Here is a 17,716-nt window from a genome sequence, read left to right as displayed (position 1 = left end):
TCCGCACCCTTAACAATCCCGGCTCCCGGCAGGAAAATTGTTGCTTCGCAATCCCCTCCGCTTATTCCTCCAGGCTACCGGGCCGGGCGCGATGCAACATCCCTGTCGCTCACACCCTGAACCCGCATCCCTGCGGGTTCTCCCGGCCTTATGGATACACGTCGGCAATTATCAGCCGGACCAGCCCACACCTCACCATCTGCGTTTTTTGTTTAAACAGCAAAACAGATTTAACTGGAAGTCAGAGCGTTGAAGCGATGACCCCGGTCCGGCTGAAAATCGATGAGGCGTTGACGGTTGACCGGGACTGCCCGCAGGGATGCGGTCAGAGGGGACGGCCTGCGGGGACGCGGGCCCGGCCCCGACCCGGCAGGCAGACGGAATAAGACGAATACATCGTGCAGCGGCGATTTTCCCGCCGGGAGACAGGGTTGCAAGGGTGGCGGCGGCGAGCCTCCCTTGCACGTTCACAGATATCTGTGCTTCAGAGAAATGACACCACTAAGATGAACGGAACCCTATAGCGGAATCAAATGTTCTCCATAATGCTTACCTGGCAAGCATTATGCACTGGATTACTTCTTCACACGTTTCGGAAAGTGCATTTCGCTGTAACGAACGAAACGGGTTCCTTTGGTCAGCTTATAGCCAAACCAGATGATCAGGAACAGCGGGATACCAATATAGGTTGCCATTACACCGCCCCAGTCAATGGTATCTTTCAGGAACGCTTCGTAGTTCTGGCCGAGAGTGATAATCAGGCACAGGACAAAGGCAAAGATCGGCCCCAGAGGGAAGAAGCCTGAACGATACGGCAGATCATTAATATCATGGCCCTGCAACACGTAACCACGGCGGAAACGATAGTGGCTAATTGCAATTCCCAGCCAGGCGATAAAGCCCGTCATCCCGGAAGTGTTCAACAGCCACAGGTACACAGTCTGGTTACCAAACATGGATGTCAGGAAGCACAGACCTGCCACGACAGTCGTCGCATACAGCGCGTTACGCGGTACGCCGCCACGAGACAGTTTAGAGAAAATACGCGGCGCTTTACCGTCACATGCCAGGGTGTAGAGCATACGTGTTGATGCATACATCCCGGAATTACCCGCCGACAGCACCGCCGTCAGGATAACGGCGTTCATCACCGCCGCCGCAGACAGCAGACCCGCGTGCTGGAATACCAGCGTGAACGGGCTGACGCTGATGTCTTTTACATCATTGCGCAGCAGGCTCGGATCGGTATATGGGATAATCAGGCTGATAATCAAAATCGCGAACACATAGAACAGCAGGATTCGCCAGAATACCTGACGCACCGCGCGTGGAATGTTCTTCTCTGGATCTTCAGATTCGCCCGCGGCGATACCAATCAACTCGGTCCCCTGGAAAGAGAAGCCGACGATCATCGCCACACCAATCATGGCGGCAAAACCGCCAGCAAAGGGGGCATCACCTGTCGTCCAGTTACTCCAACCCACCGGTTGAGCACCTTTGAAGATACCGATAATCATCATTACGCCAACCACGATGAAGATAATCACGGTGGTGACTTTAATCAGTGAGAACCAATACTCCGCTTCGCCAAATCCACGTACCGAGATGTAGTTCAGCAGGAAGATAACGCCAAGGAACAGCGCACTCCAGATCCAACCAGGCGTATCCGGGAACCACCAGCTCATTACCAATTGTGCGGCCACCAGGTCCACGGCGATAGTCACCGCCCAGTTGTACCAGTAGTTCCAGCCGAGCGCGAAGCCAAAGCCTTCTTCTACATAGTTCTGACCGTAGGTAGAGAACGAACCGGAAACCGGCATGTAGGCAGCCAGCTCACCAAGACTGGTCATCAGGAAGTACACCATCAGGCCAATCAGAATATAAGAAAACAGCGCGCCGCCAGGACCCGCCGCAGAAATGGTTGCACCAGATGCAACGAAAAGACCCGTACCGATGGAACCACCAATGGCGATCATCGTCAGGTGACGCGCCTTCAGTTCACGGCGTAGCGTGGGCGCTTCTGTGGTTTTAGTTTCGGAAACCATGTGAAAATGCTATCCATCCAAAAAATGAGGCGCGATTGTAGCAGACGAAATGGCATTCTTCCGGCACAAATGCGCTGTTATAAGAGACCTTCATGACTGGCCGCGGATTATAAGTAAAGCAGAAATGGGCAACGTATGACGATTGCCCTCAGTTGACGATGGGGTGTTTATTGCAGGTACGACACATCAGCGCCTTATTCAACCTGCTCTACCTGGTCGCTATAACGTAAAAAACGCAGCAGCGAGTTTGAAAGATGTTTTTGGCGATGATGGACGCGCCAAAGCGTGCGGACCAGACGTGGCAACGGCACCGGAACTTCGCTTAACGTTCCTGCCTGCAGTTGTTCTGCAATAACCCGACGCGACAAGCAGCTGATCCCGAGACCATGGCGCACCGCATGCTTAATAGCCTCAGAGTTACCCAACTCCATTGCCATCTGAAATCTCGGTAGATGAGACAACAGCAGGTAATCCACCAGCTCGCGAGTACCAGACCCACGTTCGCGCAGGATCCAGGGCGAAGCCGCAAGTTGCTCCAGCGTCACGGGCCCCGTGGTTAGCGGCGATGACGGCGCAGCAAATACCACCAGTTCATCTTCCAGCCACGGTTCAGAGATGATTTCGGTACTGTGACAGGGCCCTTCAATCAGCCCGATATCGACCCGAAAATCCAGCACGGCATTGATAACATCCTGGCTGTTGCCCACGCTGAGTTCCAGCGGCAAATCGGGGAAATCCCGCCGGTAACCTGCAATCATGGCAGGTAAAATATAGTTGCCAATGGTGCTACTGGCATAGACGCGAATCGCGCCATTATCTTCACGAAAAAGCTGTTCAATTTCTGTCGTTTGCTCGAGCAAGGCCAACGCACGCGGATAGAGTAAGCGCCCGTGCTCATTAACGACCAGTCGCTTGCCGACGCGGTCAAACAGTTGCACGCCAAGTTGCCCCTCTAAATCGGTAAGTGCAGCACTGACCGCTGACTGCGACAATGACAACATGACAGATGCCTGAGTCGTCGAGCCGCTTTTCAGTACCTCAGCAAAAACTTCAAGTTGTCGCAGGGTGATATGCATAGTCGTTTTCCACCGGGTAGCCCGTGCTTACCACTTATAAAGATTAATTATAAATATATAATCAATTTTATTTTTAAGCCACTTCACCTTACAATTTTTGCCAAGAAATCATTCAAATTGTTCAGGAGGGGTTATGACTGAACTCGCCCTACAGAATCATCGTCGTACAGTGTGGCATTTTATTCCGGGGCTTGCCCTGAGTGCAGTTATCACCGGGGCCGCCTTATGGGGAGGTTCCATTCCCGCCGTCGCAGGTGCCGGGTTCAGCGCCCTCACCTTAGCCATTTTATTCGGGATGGTTATCGGCAACACCGTGTATCCACAAATCTGGAAAAGCTGTGACGGTGGCGTGCTGTTTGCCAAGCAACATTTACTGCGTCTGGGGATCATCCTTTATGGTTTCCGCCTCACCTTCGCGCAAATTGCTGACGTCGGCGTCAGCGGTATCGTGATTGATGTGTTAACGCTCAGCAGCACCTTTATGATTGCCTGCTTCCTTGGGCAGAAAGTGTTTGGTCTGGACCGCCACACCAGTTGGCTGATTGGCGCGGGGAGCAGTATTTGTGGTGCCGCCGCCGTATTAGCCACCGAGCCGGTGGTGAAAGCAGAAGCCAGTAAGGTAACGGTCGCCGTTGCTACCGTGGTTATCTTCGGGACCATTGCTATCTTCCTGTACCCGGCAATGTACCCGCTACTGGCGCACTGGTTTAGCCCGGAAACCTACGGGATTTATATTGGCTCCACGATGCATGAAGTCGCACAGGTTGTTGCTGCCGGGCATGCAATCACCCCGGAAGCTGAAAACGCAGCCGTCATTGCTAAAATGCTGCGCGTCATGATGCTGGCTCCGTTCCTCATCATCCTGGCAGCACGTGTTAAACAACTGTCTCCGGCGGCCAGCGGAGAAAAAAGTAAAATCACTATTCCGTGGTTTGCCATCCTGTTTATTGTGGTCGCGATTTTTAACTCGTTCCACCTGCTGCCGCAGTCGGTAGTGAACATGCTGGTAACGCTGGATACCATTTTGCTGGCAATGGCGATGGCCGCGCTGGGGCTGACCACTCACGTTAGCGCCCTGAAAAAAGCCGGTGCAAAACCTCTGCTGATGGCACTGGTGCTGTTTGTCTGGCTGATTGTGGGCGGTGGCGCGATTAACCTCGCTATCCACGCGCTGATGGCATAAACGAGCACGACTCCCCCCCATTAACCCGCTATACTCTCCCCTTTTGAGTATGGCGGGTTTAATTTATGAAATATATTGGAGCGCACGTAAGCGCCGCTGGCGGTCTGGCTAACGCCGCTATTCGAGCCGCAGAAATCGAAGCGACCGCATTCGCCCTGTTCACCAAGAATCAGCGTCAGTGGCGTGCCGCGCCGCTGACCACCGAAATCATTGATGATTTCAAATCTGCCTGCGAGAAGTATCACTATACTTCTGCGCAAATCCTGCCTCACGACAGCTACCTGATAAACCTCGGTCATCCGGTCAGCGACGCGCTGGAAAAATCACGCGATGCTTTTCTTGATGAAATGCAGCGCTGCGAGCAGCTTGGTTTATCCCTGCTTAACTTTCACCCGGGCAGCCACTTAATGCAGATCCCGGAAGATGAATGCCTGGCGCGTATTGCCGAATCAATCAACATTGTCCTTGCTCAAACTCAGGGCGTGACGGCAGTCATTGAAAACACCGCCGGGCAAGGCAGTAATCTTGGTTTTAAATTCGAGCATCTGGCGGCAATCATCGACGGCGTCGAGGATAAATCCCGTGTCGGCGTCTGCATCGACACCTGCCACGCCTTCGCGGCCGGTTACGATTTGCGTTCCGTTGACGAGTGTGAAAAGACATTCGCTGAATTTGAACGTATTGTCGGCTTTAACTATTTACGCGGTATGCACCTGAACGATGCCAAGAGCGCATTTGGCAGCCGCGTTGACCGTCACCATAGCTTAGGGGAAGGTAATATCGGTCACGATGCATTCCGCTGGATCATGCAGGACAACCGTTTTGACGGCATCCCACTGATACTGGAAACCATTAATCCAGATATCTGGGCAGAAGAGATTGCCTGGCTGAAAGCGCAGCAAACTGAAAAAGCGGTGGCCTAATCATGAACGACAGGGAAAAGCAGATCCTTAAGATCCTGCGACGTAATCCGTTGATTCAGCAGAATGAAATCGCCGATATTTTGCAGATCAGCCGTTCGCGCGTCGCCGCACATATTATGGATTTGATGCGCAAAGGAATGATCAAAGGTAAAGGTTATATCCTTACCGAACAAGATTATTGCGTCGTCGTCGGAGCTATCAACATGGATATCCGGGGTATTGCAGACATCCACTATCCTCAAGCCGCATCTAACCCCGGCAGCATCCACTGTTCTGCAGGCGGCGTGGGACGCAATATCGCTCATAATTTGGCGCTGCTGGGCCGTGACGTGCATTTAATCTCCGCTGTTGGTAGCGATTTCTATGGCGAAACGCTGCTGGAACAGACCCGTCAGGCTGGTGTTAACGTTTCCAATTGCATTCGTCTGCATGGACATAACACCTCCACCTATTTGTCGATCGCGAATCAGCAGGAAGAGACCGTACTGGCGATTAACGATACCCACATTCTGCAACAGCTAACGCCGCAGTTGCTGAACGGTTCACGGGATCTTATCCGCCATTCCGGCGTCGTGCTGGCGGATTGCAACCTGACTGCTGAAGCCATCGAGTGGGTATTTACTATTGCTGATGACATTCCGGTATTTATTGATACCGTTTCAGAGTTCAAAGCGGCAAAAATGAAGACCTGGTTTACACGTATTCATACGCTCAAACCCACGCAGAAAGAGCTGGGCATTTTATGGGGTAAGCCAGTCCAGTCGGATGCGGATCGCATGCAGGCCGTCAACGACCTTCATCAGCAAGGAGTAAAACGCATCTTTGTGTGTCTGGAAGACGAATCCGTTTTTTGCAGCGAAAAGGACGGCGAACAGTTTTTATTGACGCCGCCTGAGCATACGGTGGTAGACAGTTTTGGCGCCGATGACGCTTTTATGGCGGGATTACTGTACAGCTTTCTGGAAGGTAGCGAGTTTCGTGAAAGCGCGCAGTTTGCCATGGCCTGCGCGGCATTATCGCGGGCCAGCGTCAGTATCAACAACCCAACGCTCTCCGCCGATAATGCCCTGTATTTGCTGAAAACCGCTTAGATATAATGCCGGATGGCGCTCTGCTTATCCGGCCTACAAACTTTATTTTATGCCAGTCCGATAAAGAAACCGGCTATTGTGGCGCTCATCAGGTTAGAAAGCGTTGCCGCTGCCAAAGCACGCATTCCAAGTTGCGCGATTTCCGGTGCGCGCTGTGGCGCAATGGCTGAAAACGCACCGACGACAACACCAATTGAACCAAAGTTTGCAAAACCACACAAAGCAAACGAGATAATCGCGATGGTCTTCACGTCCAGCGCACCGCCCATTTGCAGATACGGTGAGAAGTTGAGATAAGCGACAAATTCGTTGATCGCCAGCTTCTGTCCAATCAGGCTACCTGCCAGCGTCGCATCGCTCCAGTCCACGCCCATAATCCACGCCAGCGGGGCCAGAATATAGCCAAAAATGCCTTCCAGAGTGGCGTGACCGAAGCCAAACCAACCACCAACGCCACCAATAATGCCGTTAATTAACGCAATAATGGCGACAAATGCCATTACCACCGTCGCCACACCTGCGGCGATCTTCAATCCGGTCATCGCCCCACTGGCCGCCGCTTCGATGATGCTTTTCGGTGGTGTCTCAGTAAACGACAGATTCTCGAAGGTAACGCGAGACTCTTCCGTTGCCGGACTCAGCATACGCGCGAACAAAATACCGCCAGGGATTGCCATCAATGATGCCGCCAACAAATAATCGATGGGTACACCCATTCCGGCATAACCAATCATCATTGAACCCGCAATAGATGCCATCCCGCTACAAATTGCAGTAAACAGCTCATTGCGATTCAGGCGATCAATAAAGGGTTTCACGATTGCCGGAATTTCGTTTTGCCCGAGAAAAATCGTCGTCACCGCGACAAATGATTCGATTTTGCTGATGTTCAGCGCTTTCTGGAAAATACCACCGAGAATACGGATCAACAGTCCCATTACGCCAATGTAGTAAAGCAGGCTTATCAGCGCGGTAACAAAAATGATCGCGGGGAGTACCCGGAAGGCAAAGATAAAACCGGCACCGTCAAACAGCACATCCATTTTAGGACCGACCAACGAGCCGAAAATAAATGCGCTTCCCGCATCGCTATATGACATGACCTTGTGGACGCCGAGTGCAGCCTGTTCAACCAGCCATTTCCCCGGAGGGAAATACAACATGATACCGCCAATGGCGATTTGCAAAACCAACGCAGCGCCAACGGTACGCAGGCTAATCCGTTTTTTATTTACTGACAGCAGAAACGCGATGGCCAGTAATACCACCATACCCACAACACTTCTCATTATATCCATAATGAAATCCCTTCATGCCAGGAAACCCGGCGCTAACGCCAGGTTTTGGTAGGTTTGATATTCACGGGCGACCGCTTTCTGCCCGAAAAATTTGGTCAGGCGAGGCGTTGGTATTCCTTCGCAATCTCGCAAGCCAGTACGGCGTTGTTGAACACCAACTGAATGTTTGATTTCAGACTGTCGCCTCCGGTCAGTTCCGCAACCCGCGCCAGCAGGAACGGCGTGCTATCTTTGCCCACAACGCCCTGTTCTTCAGCTTCCTTCACGGCCCGATCGATTGCCGCGTTAATTTTTTCCTCTGCCATGGCAAACTGCTCCGGGATTGGATTGGCGACAACCAGGCCGCCGTTCAGACCGGTTTGCCATTTCACCGCCATCGCGCGGGCAATTTCTTTTGCGCTGTCCAGACGAATACTGACGTCAAACGGGCTGGTGCGGCAGAAAAATGCTGGCAGCGATGTTGTCTGATAACCAATGAGCGGCACACCGAAGGTTTCTAAATATTCGGTTGTTAATCCGAGATCGAGAATAGATTTTGCCCCTGCGCAAATAACCGTGACATTGGTATGAGCCAGTTCTTGCAGATCCGCAGAAATATCAAATGTATGCTCAGCCCCGCGGTGAACACCGCCGATCCCCCCGGTTGCAAATACTTTAATTCCCGCCATAGCGGCAATAATCATGGTAGAGGCAACGGTAGTCGCGCCATTTTTCCCTGCGGCTACAACAAACGGTAAATCTCGGCGGCTAACTTTAGCAACGTTATGCCCTTCACGTCCTAAAAGTTCAATTTCGTCTTTACTCAAGCCAACTTTCATTACCCCGCCAATAATGGCAATGGTTGCAGGCACAGCACCATGTTTGCGAATAGTTTCTTCTACTTCAATTGCTGTTTGCGCATTTTGTGGAAATGGCATGCCATGGGAAATAATGGTTGATTCAAGTGCAACAATGGGTTTTTTACTGTTTAATGCTTCCTGAACTTCTGGAGATATTTGTAATAATTCAGAGGAAAGAGTTAATTCAGACATTCTGTGTTCTCCACTATTAAGCTAACATTCGCAACAGACAAATCAGGGTTGTTGGTATATTCACAGGCCAGTGCCATAGATGAGCAACCCTGCGCAAATCGAACCGAATCAATAAAGGGCAGACCGTCTACCCAGCAGGAAGCCAGTCCCGCCATCATGGCATCACCAGCCCCCGTGACATTAATGACGTGAGTTTTAATGGGCAGCGACCAGCCGCTACTCCCCGAGATATCACTGTAATAAACACCGTCCCCCCCCATGCTGAGCACCAGGCGGTTTAGGCCGCGTTCATGAAACCACGTGGCAACTTTGCCAACATCCTCTCGCCCGGAGAGTGCAATCCCACTCAGGGTTTCAGCTTCAAGTCGATTAGGTTTTAAGGTATGGATTTTGCCGAGCTGCTCGCGAATTTTAACGCACTTCCATGCCGATACCGGGTCAATAAACACCGGTACCTCGCCCGCATTTTCCAACACCCATGTCAGCGCGTCTTCACTGATATTACAGTCAGCGACAATGACTTTTGCTGCACGAATAAAATCACGATGTTGCGACAAAAAATCCGCTGAAATGTGGTCGGTAATACTCATATCATTTATGGCAACCAGCATCTCACCGGTATTATCAAGCAGCGACAAATAACTTGATGTATTTTCTCCAGCAACAATCAGGCATTTTTCGACATGAACGCCAGATTGATTAGTTTGCGCCAGCAATGATTGTCCATAGAAATCGTTACCAACAGCAGTCAGTAACCATGAATCTTTTCCCAGCAGCGCCAAATTATGAGCGATATTGCGTCCCACGCCGCCTGGCGTAAATTTTATTTTCCCTGGATTCGAGTCCGCATAATTCAGAGAAGCATGCGAATACCCGGCGACATCCATATTGGCCGAGCCAATGGTTACTATGTATTCCTTTTCACGCATAGCACGTCCCCTGGCAATATAATTACCACTAATGAGTTCGTCAAAAATAACCATTGCTACAGCAAAGGTTATTAGAGCACATGTTCACTATCAAACATGTGTTCATGTTAGCCAGGTTTTTTGTAAAGTAAATCCATCCGCAAGATCTAAAACAAATAGATATGAACAGAGTCACAATTTTTTATAGATACAGTTTGCAAGGGAGAGAAAAAATGAGAGGCAGAACACAAATTGAGCAAACCAGAAAAAAACCTCCGGATAACCGGAGGTTTTTCAGATGTGCCAGGCAGACTGGTGTGTATTAACTGAGCGAAACCAGGTCCTCCGGCATGTGGTTGTACAAAATCCGCCAGAAGTGCTCAGCCGTTTTATTCAAGCGGGTATCCATCCGGTAAATATAGGCCTGAATAGGCACCATCAGTTCCGGCGTCTGCAGACAAACCAGCCGCTTGTCACGCAGTTCGTTTACGATAGTCCACGCCGGCAGCCAAGCGATACCATGGCCATCTAATGCCATATTTTTCAATAACTCACTCATCGAAGACATAAACAGTGTACGAGCAGAAATACCGCCCACTTCCGCCAGATGACGGTTTACCAATCTTCCCATGTAGGATGTACTGGTATAGTTCAGAATCGGCACCTGCGGCTGATAGATATCAAACAACGCCTTCCCCTTCGCATCAGCCGCACAAACGGGATACAACTCAGACTCAAAAACCTTCAAACCGCAGAAGGGTGACTGCATTAAATCTTCATCCCGAAAAGAGATAATAAAATCACTTTTCCCTTCACGCAGGGTATTCACCGCTTGCACCACATCAATCGCCTCGACGTGATAAACAAACTCTTCCCCCCAGGCCGCCATTGAGTGCACTAATCTGGGCAACATCGTCAGCGACAGAGAATGTGCCGCCGCTATTTTAATATTGGGAACCCCAAGCAGGTTGTGCCCACTTAGCTCATCCAGATTGCATTCCAGCTGTTGCAGCAGGCTACGGGTTTGCGAATGGAATAGCTTGCCCTCCTCCGTGAGTTGCAGTGGACTCGTCGTGCGATCAAAAAGCTGTACTCCCACGGCGGATTCGAGCGCCTTGATCCGCCTGCTAAATGCCGGTTGGGATATATTGCGTTCCTCAGCCGCCTGGGAAAAATGACGACACGCCTCCAGCGTCAGGAAATCATATAACCATTTTGTCTCAATATTTTTCATGCCTGTCACGCGGATGTTTAAATAGGGTGATTAACCTAAAACATCATGCCAGAGGCGTTCCAGAGATGATATTGGCGATTAGCCACTGATGATTCGTTTTTTGCATCAAGCCTTCGTTTTTGGCATTAACATGTTGGCTTCGCCATTCAGTCATCCCCCTTCTCTGCAGGCAAAACTTCAGGTTTCGCACGCTTTCCGAACCTCATGGGAGGACGAAAGAAACTACAGTCATGCAGTTTTTGCATTTAGACAAACATTATTGCATTTCTCCTCTCGACTCTCTGCTGTTAAACATTAGGGCAAGATAAAAACAGCTTGAATATTATTTAACGGTAAATCGAGGTATATATCGTGAAAGGTTTAATTGGTGTACTGGGTGGTATGGGGCCAGCGGCAACCGTCGATCTCTTTAATAAATTCGTCACCTTTACCGCGGCACAACGTGACCAGGAACATATCCCATTAATTATTTCATCTATTCCTGACATTCCTGACCGAACTGACGCGTTAATGCATCATGGTAATTCCCCACTCCCGGCAATGCGCGATTATATGCATAAACTCGAAGATGCTGGCGCTGAGTGTATTGTCATCCCCTGTAATACCGCCCACTTTTGGTTTAATGAATTAAAAGAGTGCTGTCACACAGAGCTGCTCAGTATCGTTGAAACGACCATCAGCGAGGTCAGGAACTGTGGAAAATCACGTATTGGACTACTCGCCACCAATGCCACCTTGTACATGGGTCTCTATCAAAAAGGCATTGAATCTCTTGGGTTAACCTGCATCAGTCCTGACTCTGCCAGTCAGGAAAAAGTGATGGAAAGTATCTATTGCTTAAAAGCCGGTGATGTTAAGCGGGCGCAAACGCTGATGAATGAACAGGCTCAAGCACTCTTCTCTCGCGGCGCACAAGTTATCGTACTGGGATGTACTGAAGTTCCCGTCATCCTTGCTGAGGCTGTCAAAACGTCACCTGAAAAATATATTGATTCAACCGGTTCATTGGTTCGCGCCGGTATTAAATGGTACGAGAAACGCGTTGGTAAAGATCATCTTTTGGTGCAATGAAAATCTATGCCTGGCTAATTATTGAATTAAATAAACACCCATTTTAATAACGAATTATTCTCTGGCGGAGGCCATTATGATTTGGCTGGAAATTATCGTAGTGTTGGGCGCAATATTTTTTGGTATCCGCTTCGGCGGTATTGGTATTGGTTTATGTGGCGGGCTGGGGCTGGCTATTTTAACACTGGGATTTGGGTTGCAAATTGGTTCGCCACCCGTTGACGTGATTCTCATTATTATGACGGTGGTAGTGGCTGCCTCAGCACTACAGGCCGCGGGTGGTATGGATTATCTGGTACGCGTTGCCGGGAATTTTATGCGGCGTAACCCTAAATATATCAATGTTATTGCGCCCATTATTACCTGGTCGATGACCATTATGGCGGGGACCGGATTTATTGTCTTCTCTACCCTACCGGTCATTGCCGAAGTAGCAAAAGAGTCCGGTATCCGCCCCTCACGCACGCTCGCAGGATCCGTCGTCACCTCCCAGGTGGCAATATCCGGCTCGCCGATCAGCGCTGCAATGGCCGCAATGTTGACCATCATGGAGGGAAACGGCGTCAGCTTTATACAGGTCATGGCAGTATGCCTGCCGGCCTCGTTCGTTGCCGCAATGGTGGCGGCATTCATCGCTTCACGCCAGGGGTGCGAGCTACAGGATGATGAAGTGTATCTGCAACGCCTGCAAAAAGGTCTGGTCCGTAAATATGAAAGCCAGAGTAGCACGACGCCGGGTGCCGTGCTTTCCGTTGCCCTGTTTATGCTGGCAACGGTCGTCATCGTTATTCTTGCAGCATGTCCTCAACTACGTCCTGGATTCGATGCAGGTAACCCAATGAATACCCGGGATATCATCATTATCTGCATGTTATCTGCCGCTTGTCTGATGGTCGTACTGTGCAAAACATCGACAGATGCCATTGTACTGACATCCACTTTTCGAGCAGGTATGAGTTCGCTGGCCGTCATTCTCGGCATTGTTACACTGGGAACGACATTCATTGACGCACACTTAGCGGAAATTAAAGACATCGCGGGTAATATTCTACAGGCCTACCCGATGCTGTTGGCTCTGGTACTGTTTGGGACCTGCGCGCTGCTCTATTCGCAGGGAGCCACCACGCCGCTGATTATCCCGCTTGCCGTCGCGCTCGGCGTACCCACCTGGGCCATTCTGGCTTCCTACGTGGCAGTGACAGGTGTGTTTGTTCTACCCACATACCCCACTTCACTGGCGGCAATGGAGTTCGACACCACCGGGACAACGCGCGTGGGCAAATATGTCTTAAACCATCCGTTTATGTTGCCAGGACTGGGTGGGATCATCGCGGGCGTTGCCTTTGGTTTTATCATCGCGCCAATGATTGCCTGACCCGTTTTATTCAGGGGGCCGAAAGCGATATCGCCTCCTGAATACTTCGCGACTTACCTGACCTGACTCACCATAGCAATACCGTCTTACCTTTATCTATTTGCTTCACATCGCTGCTTTTAATCACGCGGTGATAGCCATAGGTGTCAGCATATTTTGTCAGTCCAGTCCCGGAATCCTGCTCAGGCTTGCCTTGCGTCTCTATCGTTGCCCCTGATGTTGTTGTCATCACCCAGGTGGTTGAGCACCCCGTAAGCAACAGCGTAGCGAGTGACAGAGAGGCAAAAATGTGCGTTTTTTTCATATTCGATTTCCGTGACGAGTTTGATTTAAGGGCACTTTATCGAATTTGGTTAAGACAGGATGGATTATTGTGGCGGTGCCGCAACTGCCGGGATCAAAGAATAAAAAAGGGCAGAGAAATCTCTGCCCAGGCCCAGGGAAGTAAAGAAGAGTTAGGCTACTTTCGCGACAGCGTCCACTTCCGGGCGCTTCAGCACCGCGTAGGAGAGACCGGCCACCAGCGTACCAGCAACAATCGCCAACAGGTAACCCAGTACAGGGGTAATGGCTCCTGGGATCAGCAGTACAAATAGTCCGCCGTGTGGCGCCATCAACTTCGCACCCACAGCCATTGAGATTGCTCCCGTCACCGCGCCACCGACGATACAGCATGGCAGAACACGCATCGGATCGCGTGCCGCGAACGGAATTGCCCCTTCGGTGATAAAGCATAAACCCAGAACCAGCGCCGCTTTGCCACCTTCCTGTTGTGCTTTGTCGAACTTGCGACGCGCAACCAGCGTTGCCAGACCCAGCGCCAACGGTGGCACCATACCTGCCGCCATAATGGCTGCCATCGGTGCATAAGTTTGCGTACTCAGCAGCCCCACTCCAAACGCGTAGGCCGCTTTGTTCACCGGACCGCCCATGTCGGTACACATCATGCCGCCAAGAATAGCGCCAAGCAGAACCGCATTCGCCGTCCCCATGGTTTGCAGCCAGTGAGTCAGGCCTTCCAGAATGCCCGCAACCGGTTTACCAATCAGGTAAATCATTGCCAGACCAACGACCAGGCTCGAAAGCAGCGGAATAATCAGAATCGGTTTCAGCGCTTCCATACTCTGTGGGAGTTTCAACTTCGTGCTGATGAGCTTCGCCACATAACCGGCAAGGAAACCGGCGATAATCCCACCGATAAAGCCAGAACCGGTGCTTACCGCCAGCATACCGCCGATAAGACCCGGCGTCAGACCAGGGCGGTCAGCGATAGAAAATGCAATGTAACCTGCCAGAACGGGCACCATCAGTGCGAAGGCTGAGCCCCCACCAATCTGCATCAGTGCTGCCGCAAGCGTTCCCTGCTCTTTGAATGCTTCAATACCAAAGGCGAATGACAGCGCAATACACAGACCGCCCGCAACCACCATCGGCAGCATGTAAGACACACCGGTCAGCAGGTGACGATACGCGCCCGCGCCCTCTTTTTTTCCTTCGGTGGCCGCAGTCTGATTTTTCCCGGCTGGCTGATACGGGGTCGCTTCATCCAGCGCTTTATCCAGTTCCTGCTTCGTTTTCTTCAGCGCCAGGCCCGTAGACGTGCGATACATCGGTTTTCCAGCAAATTTCGCCAGATCAACCTCAATATCAGCCGCCACAATCACCAGATCGGCCTCGGCAACCTCTTCCGGCGTAATGGCATTACCTGCCCCTACTGAGCCGCGGGTTTCCACTTTCACCCACCAGCCGCGTTTTTTCGCTTCGGTTTCGATAGCTTCAGCAGCCATAAACGTATGTGCGACGCCTGTCGGACAGGCTGTCACTGCCACCACACGTTTTGGACCATTGCTTGCCGCTGGCGTTGCCACAACCGGCGCACTATATGGCTGCGCATGACCTTTTGCTTCACTGAGAAAAAGCTCGGGATGCGCAACCGCACGACCGATGTCACCCAGCCAGACTTTTTTGCCGTTCAGCGAATTGTCGACAGGCAGCTTATCGCCCAGGACAATCGCCAGCTCTGCATCATTTGGATTGTCGATGATCTCCAGATGCGCTTTCTGTGCCGCCGCTCCAAGCAGGGTTTTCGCCATATAGGCGCGAGCCTGGCCGAGATTAGCGTCAATAATCAGCAGCGTTTTCATTATGCCTCTCCTGCTGTCAGTTAAACGGTTTTAAGTCGACACGCGCCATCATTGCGGCCAACTGAGGACGATCGGTAATACCCACATTACTTTGGCTTACCGCCAGGGCGGCAACTGCCGTCGCCAGACGCAGGGTATGTTCGCTGGATTCACGCATCAGCAAGCCATAAATCAGACCGCCAACCATCGAATCACCCGCACCTACAGTGCTGACCACCTCAACTGACGGTGGCTTAGCAATCCATTCACCCGAAGCGTTGACCCACAACGCGCCTTCCGCACCGAGTGAAATCACCACGTGCGCAATGCCTTGCTCACGCAGAGCATGTGCCGCATCGATAACATCTTTCATTTCTGGCAGCTTACGGCCAGCCCAGATTTCCAGCTCACGACGGTTTGGTTTCACCAGCCACGGAGCTGCCTTCAGGCCAGCGACCAGCGCTTCACGACTACTATCAAAGATAATGCATGGACACTGGCTGCGCAGGCGCGTCATCCAGTCAGTGAATGCTTCAGGGCTCACGCCGGTCGGCAAGCTGCCGCTGACGCACACCATATCGAATTGCCCCAGCCAGCTTAGTGAGTCATTCACAAAGCGTTCCCAGTCAGCCGGGGTGACTTCAAAGCCGGAGAAATTGAAGTCAGAAACTTCACCATCTTTTTCAGTCAGCTTGACGTTAATTCGGGTACGCCCCTGCACCACCTGAAAACGGTTAGCGATGCCCAGTTCACTGAACAATTGCTGAAAACCATCCTGGTTGTCCTTACCCAGAAAGCCGCCGACCGTCACGTCAATCCCCAGGTCCTTAAGTACTTTTGCGACGTTAATCCCTTTTCCCGCCGCATGCAGACCGGTCGTTTTCACCAGATTGACTTCACCGCGTTCAATTTCCGGGCAAAAACCGACCAGATCGTAAGCCGGGTTCAGGGTGATAGTTGCAACACGTCTGCTCATTATGCGCCCTCCCCAAGGCCTGCCGCGATGGCATCGCCAATGGCTTTTAGCGCCTGTTCAGCATCTTCACCCTGTGCGGTGAAGCGCAGGTGGTGTCCTTTTTTCACGCCCAATGCCACAACTTTCATCAAACTGCGTCCATTTGCCGGTTTTCCGGTTCCATCAAGATTTGTCACGGTTATTTCACTATTAAATTGTTTAATCGTATTCACCAGCATGGTGCCCGGACGGGCGTGTAAACCATGCTCATTACGCACTACAAACTCGGCACTCAGTACATCATCAGTTAATGCATCATCGCTGGTCAGCATCGCTAACACCGTTGCAGCATCCGCCTTCAGCAAACGGTCAGCTTTATTGCTCAGCAACAGATCGCCCAGACGCTTCAACACCGCAACGGGCTGGTCATCATTCATCGCGACAGTCACCAGCAGCGCAGCGGCTTCGCCCTGCACCTCAAATGCGGTTGCCGCACGACTGACCGCGACGGCGCTGCGCACATTGCCTTCAGCACAGTCATTCAGCCAGATGCCCTGACCAAGATTCATTGGTTGCTCGTTAATCGTTCTGGCCACAAAGGTGGCATCTACTGCACCGGCTTCTTTCAGACGCGCGGCGTTCAGCGCCTGCAGCGTCACCAGCGAATTGGCGACGACGTCCAACGACAGCGTTTCGTTATCAAGCTTCAGTTGCTCGCTCTGCTTTTCGCCCATCAGCAATGCGCGTAATTCTTCTGCCGTGGTGGCTGATTTCAGCTGTTCCGCAACCGAGTCATCACTCAATACATGAGTCAGCTGACGCAACAACCCAAGGTGCTCATCTGAGCTGGCCGCAATGCCGATAGCCACATACGCAATCTGACCTTCGCCCCACGTCACACCCTGCGGAAACTGAAACACCTGCACCCCGGTTTTCAGCACCTGATCGCGTGTGTCTGTCGTACCGTGAGGAATGGCAATACCATTGCCGAGAAACGTCGATGTTTGTTGTTCGCGCGCCAGCATGCCATTGACATAGCCGTCCGCAACGTTGCCCGCTTGCACAAGGGCTGCGGCAACCTGGCGAATAGCCTCTTCTTTGTTCCCGGCCTGTTCGCCCGGGTGAATATCCTGAACAGATAACTGGAACATGATTCTCCTCTCCTGCTGAATTGAAACGATTCAGCTAACATGAGAAAAAAGGCGTCACCCGACTCCATCAGTTAAGGTAAGATGACGCTGAAACGTTTCAATGAGTCTGGATCTTTCTGCTTCAGCACGCAAGTAAAGTTAACAATTAACTTGCTGAATTTAGATGTACCGCACATTTTCTCGGCGTTTCTTTGAAACAAGCTGACGCAAAAATGTGTTCAGCTACTCAACTTCAGCATCGTCAGCATGTGG

Annotated in this window: 15 protein-coding genes; 5 read left to right on the top strand and 10 right to left on the bottom strand. The window is 51.4% G+C overall.

What is annotated here, in order from left to right; all coding sequences use genetic code 11:
- Positions 1 to 575: 575 nt before the first annotated feature.
- Together lysP and yieE are read right to left on the bottom strand one after the other, a co-directional pair.
- Positions 576 to 2,045, bottom strand: a complete 1,470-nt coding sequence (gene lysP, locus SK32_RS02065) for a lysine-specific permease (RefSeq protein ID WP_048211166.1) — start codon at positions 2,043 to 2,045, stop codon at positions 576 to 578.
- Positions 2,046 to 2,239: 194 nt separating this feature from the next.
- Complete coding sequence (yieE, locus tag SK32_RS02060) at positions 2,240 to 3,121, bottom strand: DNA-binding transcriptional regulator YeiE (protein ID WP_048211165.1); 882 nt, start codon at positions 3,119 to 3,121, stop codon at positions 2,240 to 2,242.
- Positions 3,122 to 3,254: 133 nt separating this feature from the next.
- Between yieE and SK32_RS02055 the strand changes: the two genes are divergently transcribed.
- From SK32_RS02055 to SK32_RS02045, 3 genes are all read left to right on the top strand, one after another.
- Positions 3,255 to 4,304, top strand: a complete 1,050-nt coding sequence (locus SK32_RS02055; RefSeq protein WP_048211164.1) for a YeiH family protein — start codon at positions 3,255 to 3,257, stop codon at positions 4,302 to 4,304.
- 65 nt (positions 4,305 to 4,369) lie between these two features.
- Positions 4,370 to 5,227: a deoxyribonuclease IV gene (gene nfo / locus SK32_RS02050; RefSeq protein ID WP_048211163.1), complete on the top strand. Its 858-nt coding sequence runs from the start codon at positions 4,370 to 4,372 to the stop codon at positions 5,225 to 5,227.
- Between the two features lie 2 nt (positions 5,228 to 5,229).
- The gene (locus SK32_RS02045) at positions 5,230 to 6,318 is read left to right on the top strand and encodes a sugar kinase (protein ID WP_048211162.1); all 1,089 of its coding nucleotides are present in this window, start codon (positions 5,230 to 5,232) and stop codon (positions 6,316 to 6,318) included.
- A 47-nt stretch (positions 6,319 to 6,365) separates the two neighbouring features.
- Here SK32_RS02045 and SK32_RS02040 read toward each other — a convergent pair whose 3' ends face one another.
- The 4 genes from SK32_RS02040 to hypT form a co-directional block, all read right to left on the bottom strand.
- Positions 6,366 to 7,616: a NupC/NupG family nucleoside CNT transporter gene (locus SK32_RS02040; protein WP_048211161.1), complete on the bottom strand. Its 1,251-nt coding sequence runs from the start codon at positions 7,614 to 7,616 to the stop codon at positions 6,366 to 6,368.
- A 95-nt stretch (positions 7,617 to 7,711) separates the two neighbouring features.
- Positions 7,712 to 8,647 (bottom strand): pseudouridine-5'-phosphate glycosidase, encoded by a 936-nt coding sequence (locus SK32_RS02035; RefSeq protein ID WP_048211160.1) that lies wholly within the window; start codon positions 8,645 to 8,647, stop codon positions 7,712 to 7,714.
- Entirely contained in the window at positions 8,635 to 9,576 is a 942-nt protein-coding gene (locus SK32_RS02030) for a pseudouridine kinase (RefSeq protein WP_048211159.1), read from the bottom strand. Before SK32_RS02030 ends, SK32_RS02035 begins: the two co-directional genes overlap by 13 nt.
- A 301-nt stretch (positions 9,577 to 9,877) precedes the next feature.
- Positions 9,878 to 10,789: a hypochlorite stress DNA-binding transcriptional regulator HypT gene (hypT, locus tag SK32_RS02025; protein WP_048211158.1), complete on the bottom strand. Its 912-nt coding sequence runs from the start codon at positions 10,787 to 10,789 to the stop codon at positions 9,878 to 9,880.
- 351 nt (positions 10,790 to 11,140) lie between these two features.
- Here hypT and SK32_RS02020 point away from each other — a divergent pair, with 351 nt between their 5' ends.
- Together SK32_RS02020 and SK32_RS02015 are read left to right on the top strand one after the other, a co-directional pair.
- Positions 11,141 to 11,860 (top strand): cysteate racemase, encoded by a 720-nt coding sequence (locus tag SK32_RS02020; RefSeq protein ID WP_048211157.1) that lies wholly within the window; start codon positions 11,141 to 11,143, stop codon positions 11,858 to 11,860.
- Positions 11,861 to 11,936: 76 nt separating this feature from the next.
- Positions 11,937 to 13,235, top strand: coding sequence for an anaerobic C4-dicarboxylate transporter (locus tag SK32_RS02015; RefSeq protein WP_048211156.1), 1,299 nt, complete (start codon positions 11,937 to 11,939; stop codon positions 13,233 to 13,235).
- Positions 13,236 to 13,302: 67 nt separating this feature from the next.
- Here the strand turns inward: SK32_RS02015 and SK32_RS02010 are convergent, their stop codons facing one another.
- The 4 genes from SK32_RS02010 to fruB form a co-directional block, all read right to left on the bottom strand.
- Positions 13,303 to 13,539 carry a YgdI/YgdR family lipoprotein gene (locus SK32_RS02010; protein ID WP_048211155.1) on the bottom strand — a complete coding sequence of 79 codons (237 nt, stop codon included), beginning with the start codon at positions 13,537 to 13,539 and terminating at the stop codon, positions 13,303 to 13,305.
- Between the two features lie 151 nt (positions 13,540 to 13,690).
- On the bottom strand, positions 13,691 to 15,379 hold the full coding sequence (fruA, locus tag SK32_RS02005) for a PTS fructose transporter subunit IIBC (RefSeq protein WP_048211154.1): 1,689 nt from the start codon (positions 15,377 to 15,379) through the stop codon (positions 13,691 to 13,693).
- 16 nt (positions 15,380 to 15,395) lie between these two features.
- Positions 15,396 to 16,334 carry a 1-phosphofructokinase gene (gene fruK / locus SK32_RS02000; RefSeq protein ID WP_003027446.1) on the bottom strand — a complete coding sequence of 313 codons (939 nt, stop codon included), beginning with the start codon at positions 16,332 to 16,334 and terminating at the stop codon, positions 15,396 to 15,398.
- Positions 16,334 to 17,464 (bottom strand): fused PTS fructose transporter subunit IIA/HPr protein, encoded by a 1,131-nt coding sequence (fruB, locus tag SK32_RS01995; protein ID WP_048211153.1) that lies wholly within the window; start codon positions 17,462 to 17,464, stop codon positions 16,334 to 16,336. Before fruB ends, fruK begins: the two co-directional genes overlap by 1 nt.
- Between the last annotated feature and the right edge of the window lie 252 nt (positions 17,465 to 17,716).

The sequence above is a fragment of the Citrobacter sp. MGH100 genome, from assembly GCF_001034465.1.
Lineage (GTDB): Bacteria > Pseudomonadota > Gammaproteobacteria > Enterobacterales > Enterobacteriaceae > Citrobacter > Citrobacter youngae.
The sequence above is the reverse complement of the archived record's forward strand: the minus strand, read 5'-3'. Positions and strand labels throughout refer to the sequence as shown.

What these genes read in the sequence shown, in the direction of transcription:
- lysP (WP_048211166.1), bottom strand. Translation starts at nt 2,045, where the DNA reads ATGGTTTCCGAAACTAAAACCACAGAAGCGCCCACGCTACGCCGTGAA.
- yieE (WP_048211165.1), bottom strand. Translation starts at nt 3,121, where the DNA reads ATGCATATCACCCTGCGACAACTTGAAGTTTTTGCTGAGGTACTGAAA.
- SK32_RS02055 (WP_048211164.1), top strand. Translation starts at nt 3,255, where the DNA reads ATGACTGAACTCGCCCTACAGAATCATCGTCGTACAGTGTGGCATTTT.
- nfo (WP_048211163.1), top strand. Translation starts at nt 4,370, where the DNA reads ATGAAATATATTGGAGCGCACGTAAGCGCCGCTGGCGGTCTGGCTAAC.
- SK32_RS02045 (WP_048211162.1), top strand. Translation starts at nt 5,230, where the DNA reads ATGAACGACAGGGAAAAGCAGATCCTTAAGATCCTGCGACGTAATCCG.
- SK32_RS02040 (WP_048211161.1), bottom strand. Translation starts at nt 7,616, where the DNA reads ATGGATATAATGAGAAGTGTTGTGGGTATGGTGGTATTACTGGCCATC.
- SK32_RS02035 (WP_048211160.1), bottom strand. Translation starts at nt 8,647, where the DNA reads ATGTCTGAATTAACTCTTTCCTCTGAATTATTACAAATATCTCCAGAA.
- SK32_RS02030 (WP_048211159.1), bottom strand. Translation starts at nt 9,576, where the DNA reads ATGCGTGAAAAGGAATACATAGTAACCATTGGCTCGGCCAATATGGAT.
- hypT (WP_048211158.1), bottom strand. Translation starts at nt 10,789, where the DNA reads ATGAAAAATATTGAGACAAAATGGTTATATGATTTCCTGACGCTGGAG.
- SK32_RS02015 (WP_048211156.1), top strand. Translation starts at nt 11,937, where the DNA reads ATGATTTGGCTGGAAATTATCGTAGTGTTGGGCGCAATATTTTTTGGT.
- SK32_RS02010 (WP_048211155.1), bottom strand. Translation starts at nt 13,539, where the DNA reads ATGAAAAAAACGCACATTTTTGCCTCTCTGTCACTCGCTACGCTGTTG.
- fruA (WP_048211154.1), bottom strand. Translation starts at nt 15,379, where the DNA reads ATGAAAACGCTGCTGATTATTGACGCTAATCTCGGCCAGGCTCGCGCC.
- fruK (WP_003027446.1), bottom strand. Translation starts at nt 16,334, where the DNA reads ATGAGCAGACGTGTTGCAACTATCACCCTGAACCCGGCTTACGATCTG.
- fruB (WP_048211153.1), bottom strand. Translation starts at nt 17,464, where the DNA reads ATGTTCCAGTTATCTGTTCAGGATATTCACCCGGGCGAACAGGCCGGG.